Origin of the sequence: Methanobrevibacter sp. (assembly GCF_030539555.1) — an archaeon.
Lineage (GTDB): Archaea > Methanobacteriota > Methanobacteria > Methanobacteriales > Methanobacteriaceae > Methanocatella.
On record NZ_JAUNXX010000090.1, the window covers coordinates 1 to 4,837 of the forward strand.

Sequence of the window (4,837 nt, forward strand, 5' to 3'; positions counted from 1 at the left end):
AAATACATAAGAATAATAAAAATTAAAGGAGAAATACTCCTGTTGATTATATAACTTTAAATTTAAGACAATCATCGATTGAAATGTCTAGAGGATGATGGGTCATGATTTTCATCTGAAAATGTAATAATGAAAAAATATTCAGTTTTTCTTCATTATATATTCAATCGTATTGAATCCCAAAACTTCTGCATATTTAAGAAGGTTTTCCGGGAAGCTCTGTTTTATGTGCTCTAGATTCTCTTTTTCACCATCGTACTTAATGTCAGCATGAATATTGTCGTCATAGTCAATAATTAACACTTCAACATATGTACCGTTAGGATTTGTATCAAAAATCACGTCAAAAATCTTATTTGTGTTGTTGCAGAATTCTTCAGAAGCATTTAAGTTTTTTAAATGTTGCAGGCATTCTTCTTTTGCTTTCAAATTATTGTCTGTCAAAACGAAGTTTCTGGTTCTGTGAACCAGGTCCTTTTCAATGAAAAACAGACCGCTGTATTTTGGTTCCCTTTTTTGCATCGCTTTAACGGTAATGACAAGGACAATTGTTGTAATTATGCATGATACTGGGAATCCTAACCATATTCCGTTGGATCCTATGGCGTAATATATTACAAACACACACATTAATGGGAATACTAATGTGAAAAGAGTTGAAAGTACTGTTGAGAGTGCAGACCTTTCAATAGCTTCGTAATAGAATATTAGCATGTTAGGAAGTATTGACAATAGGAAGAAGAATGAATATAATTTAAGAGCATTTGCTGCAAAGCCCGCAATTTCTTTTTGGTTGAAGTTGTAAAGAGCCAAAAATCCTTCAGGCCATATCCAAATTACTGCTGTTATAATTACTGCAAAAATTACTGTTATTATAAGGGAAATTCTAATTAAATGATTCAGATTTATATAATCGTGCTTTGCATAATATATTGGAACGATTGAGGTCAGAGTTTCTGAAATTCCAATATCGATAATACTTGCAATTACCAGTGCATCAATACATAGCATGTATGTAGTCAATCCTATATCTCCTAATGTTGCAGCTAAAAAAGTGTTCATTATGTAAACGAATATCACATCAAAGACACCCATGCTTGCACTAGGGAAACCTGTTTTTATCATTTCGGCACTGCTTTTAATGAATGTCTTAAGTCCAAGTGCACTGCGAACAAATCTAAATGTTCTTTTTGGATTGCGGATATATAGTATACATACTGCAAGAGAAACAGTATATCCTATAAATGTTGCAAGTGAAGCGGATGACATTCCCATGCCTGATGATAAAAATATATAATTAAGAATGATATTGATTATATTGGCAAGGATAATAACTGCGGATGCGAAGTTTGGCTGACCGTCCACACGGATATATTGTGTTAATACTCCGGAAATGGTGGATACGATGAAACAAATAAATAAATATTTGGAATATTGCAATACAAGCGGTTTCATAGTAGGTGATGCATGTAATATTGTAGCTATAGGATCCATAAATATTAAACAGACAACGGCCATTATAATGGATGCAATCAATGATAAAACCATAGATACTGTAAAGTAGCGATTACTTCCGTCTGTATCAAATTCCGCTTTTTTGTTTAATGACAAAATTTGCCCTCCAAGCCCAAATAACCATTCAAAAACTGTTACTAATAAGATTAGAGGTTCCAAAACTTCAATTGCACCAACAGCTGCTTCACCAATGAATGTACCTACAAAAAAGCTGTCTACAACTGAACTTATGTTCAATGCCATTACAATAAGCAATGTCGGTAATAGCAATTCCTTAAATTTACTGTCCGCAATTTTAAAATCCATATAAATTCACCTTTTTAATCAAAATAATGTACCTCATTCAAATGTTCGATAAATCGTTTAAGATATCCTTCATCACATTCAGGCCAGTTAAATTCTAAAGTGCTTAGAATTTCAAGGGTTAAATCCATGTTGACGAGTTCTCCAGTATCACTTTCACCATCCTCTTCCATTTCGAAATCATTTATAGTTAAATCTGCTGTAATAATTCCTTGAATGTTTTCATCCATGTTTTGCTCATAGATTTTTCTAAACTCTTCAGGTGTGACTTCTTCAATACCGTATCCAAATGAATTTAATGCATCAATGATGTTGCTGGTAGGTATTAATTTGTCACTTACGGCATGGAATACTATGGATTCCTTAGGTGTTTTTGCATGGAAAACACATGGTCTTGAAGCAGGAAGTGCATATCACTCAGTCAATAATTTAATCAGTTTTTACCTTGTAGCATTTGGATTTGATACAATATCTTCCACAGTTGCCCTTCCAGACTTTGCAGCAGACATGGCTCTTACAATAATTTCTGCAGCATTACTATATTATATCGGTACTAAAAATGGTTGGTTTGAAGAAAAGACAAGTGAAAGCAAACTTATTTAATGAAAATGAATTTAAACTCATTTTTCATATTTTTTTATTTTTAAACCTTGTAGAAACCATGATTTACGCGGTATTTTTTTTAGTTTACACTTGAATTATTGGTCAAAATCAAAATAAGTTACTTAATTTCTGAATTAACATTTAACTATGTAAATGGATATCTCCAAAGTATTCCTATGATTATAGTAACCATATTTGCTATGTTTATTACCCTCTTAGCAGGTGTTAATACCAATGAAAATATAATAAAAAAATAATATAGATGATTAATTATCATCTATTTAATCCAATTCATTGATTGCAGTTCCTTTGGTTTCAGGGAATACCCAAATCCATACTCCAACAAGGAATGCAAATATTGCTGCAATTGCAATTCCGTAGCTCAAATCAAAGTATGTTGCAACAATGGTTATGATTACTGGAGTGATGAACTGCGCTCCACGTGCAAGGTTGAATACCGTTCCCACGCCGGTATTTCTGATTTTTGTAGGGAAGAGTTCTGAGAATAAAGCTCCAAATCCTCCGAAGTATCCTGTACCGAAACCTGTCAGGAACATGAATACAAATACTAGATCCGGAACTTCTGTAATAAGATTCCAGCAAAGTGTAATCATGGCTATTCCAAAGGCCATTATGAAACTATATATTGTAAATGCGGGACGCCTTCCCAGCTTTTCGGCCACAAAACCGAAGCTTGTATATCCTACAAAATCACCGCATTGGATTAGTATGATTCCAAAAGTGGATCCGATTGCGGCCAGACCTCTTTCCTTTGCAAGATATGTTGGCAACCATGAGTAGGTGTACCAGTATGCTGACATACCGAATATGCATAAGATTAAGGATATGAGGAATATTTTTCTGTATTCTTTTGTAAGCAGCTGTTTGAACTCTTGGAAAATGCTTTTATTCACATATTTGTCCTTGTTCTCAATCCAAACGTCTGATTCCTTAAGGTATTTTCTTATGTAAAGTACTGTGAGTGCAGGAATGATTGAAACTAAAAATGTTAATCTCCAACCGATTATCGGACTTACTATTCCTCCGACGATTGAAGCCAAAATAACTCCGACAGGAGCTCCGGACTGCATGAATGCTCCGAATTTTGCTCTTAAATGATCGGGGAATGTTTCGCTGATATATGTCTGGCCGGTAGCCCATTCTCCACCAACACCTAATCCAGTGATGAATCTGAATATCATCAGCGAATAAAAGTCCCATGAAAATGCGCATAGTAGGGTGCCTATTGAATAGATGATGATTGTCCATTGCAGTGTTGTTTTACGGCCGTATTTGTCTCCTAATGCTCCGAAAATAATTCCTCCTAAACCTGTGGCAAATAGGGACACTCCCAGACATAAGGATAACATTTCTGCTGAAAAATTAAGGCTTGTTTGAAGCTGTGAGACTAAAAACGTAAATAAGACAAGGTCATAGAAATCAAAAACCCATCCTGCCCAACTCAAACCGAAAATACGGTAATGCTGTTTATCCAGTTTTGTCTGTTCATTCATCAACATAATTTTTACTTCCTATTCAAGAATTTAGAATTTCATTTGTTGATAATATTTAAATTAGTTCAAATATTTAATCATTATTTTTTTTTGTTTTTGGAAAACTCCAGTTTCATTCAGTTATTTTAAATAATATCGAACAATTTTTATATGCCATGAACAAAATAATAATCATTATGTCTAAAAATGATATGGAATTTCCGGATTATATTACTTTTGGGAGAACTTTTGAAAGATACAGGTGGTATAAACCGTTGCTTGTAATAATCAGTGGCATAGTATTGTACTTTGTCTTTCAAATTATATTGGGCATTATTTTTAATGTGATTTATGGGGAAAATATTCTCACTACCATTATGAATGGAGGATATGAAACTCTTAATACTTATGATGCTTCAGTGTATTACTCCTATTTGTCTGTAGCAGTTTTCATCCCTTCACTTTATCTTGCTTCAAGGATTGTTCGTGACAGACCATTTTCATCATATTCATCATCACGTGGAGGATGGAATTGGAAACTCTATTTTAAATGCTTGGCAATTCCAATTATAATATATGTTATTTATTATGCAATATCACTGATTATAAATCCAGAATCAGGTGCCAGCAGTGAAGTTTCTCTTGTTACAGTGATTATAGCTACAATCCTGATACCTGTTCAATGTATTGCTGAGGAATATGTGTTTCGAGGTGTGTTGATGCAGACCATCGGGTCATGGTTTAAAATACCTATCTTAGCCATTATAATTCAGGCGATAATTTTTGCAATAGGCCATACCTATGATATTAAAGGTGTAATTGCAGTATTCATCAGCGGTATTGTTTTAGCTTTACTGACATGGAAATCCAACGGATTGGAGGCTGGATCAGCCATCCATTCCATAAATAACTTAATGGCCTTT

Annotated in this window: 5 protein-coding genes; 2 read left to right on the forward strand and 3 right to left on the reverse strand. The window is 33.9% G+C overall.

The window, feature by feature from the left end; genetic code table 11:
* Positions 1-141 precede the first annotated feature (141 nt).
* Both Q4Q55_RS09660 and Q4Q55_RS09665 read right to left on the reverse strand, forming a co-directional pair.
* The gene (locus tag Q4Q55_RS09660; protein WP_303372601.1) at positions 142-1,821 is read right to left on the reverse strand and encodes an MATE family efflux transporter; all 1,680 of its coding nucleotides are present in this window, start codon (positions 1,819-1,821) and stop codon (positions 142-144) included.
* A 14-nt stretch (positions 1,822-1,835) separates the two neighbouring features.
* On the reverse strand, positions 1,836-2,048 hold the full coding sequence (locus Q4Q55_RS09665; RefSeq protein ID WP_303372602.1) for a hypothetical protein: 213 nt from the start codon (positions 2,046-2,048) through the stop codon (positions 1,836-1,838).
* Between the two features lie 76 nt (positions 2,049-2,124).
* Here Q4Q55_RS09665 and Q4Q55_RS09670 point away from each other — a divergent pair, with 76 nt between their 5' ends.
* On the forward strand, positions 2,125-2,421 hold the full coding sequence (locus tag Q4Q55_RS09670; protein ID WP_303372603.1) for a hypothetical protein: 297 nt from the start codon (positions 2,125-2,127) through the stop codon (positions 2,419-2,421).
* A gap of 281 nt (positions 2,422-2,702) precedes the next feature.
* Here Q4Q55_RS09670 and Q4Q55_RS09675 read toward each other — a convergent pair whose 3' ends face one another.
* A complete protein-coding gene (locus Q4Q55_RS09675; RefSeq protein ID WP_303372604.1) occupies positions 2,703-3,935 on the reverse strand; it encodes an MFS transporter in 1,233 nt (410 codons plus the stop codon).
* Between the two features lie 176 nt (positions 3,936-4,111).
* Between Q4Q55_RS09675 and Q4Q55_RS09680 the strand changes: the two genes are divergently transcribed.
* Positions 4,112-4,837 (forward strand): CPBP family intramembrane glutamic endopeptidase (locus Q4Q55_RS09680; RefSeq protein WP_303372605.1); only part of this gene is annotated, 726 nt, incomplete at its 3' end.

What these genes read in the sequence shown, in the direction of transcription:
- Q4Q55_RS09660 (WP_303372601.1), bottom strand. Translation starts at nt 1,821, where the DNA reads ATGGATTTTAAAATTGCGGACAGTAAATTTAAGGAATTGCTATTACCG.
- Q4Q55_RS09665 (WP_303372602.1), bottom strand. Translation starts at nt 2,048, where the DNA reads ATGGATGAAAACATTCAAGGAATTATTACAGCAGATTTAACTATAAAT.
- Q4Q55_RS09670 (WP_303372603.1), top strand. Translation starts at nt 2,125, where the DNA reads ATGATGTTGCTGGTAGGTATTAATTTGTCACTTACGGCATGGAATACT.
- Q4Q55_RS09675 (WP_303372604.1), bottom strand. Translation starts at nt 3,935, where the DNA reads ATGAATGAACAGACAAAACTGGATAAACAGCATTACCGTATTTTCGGT.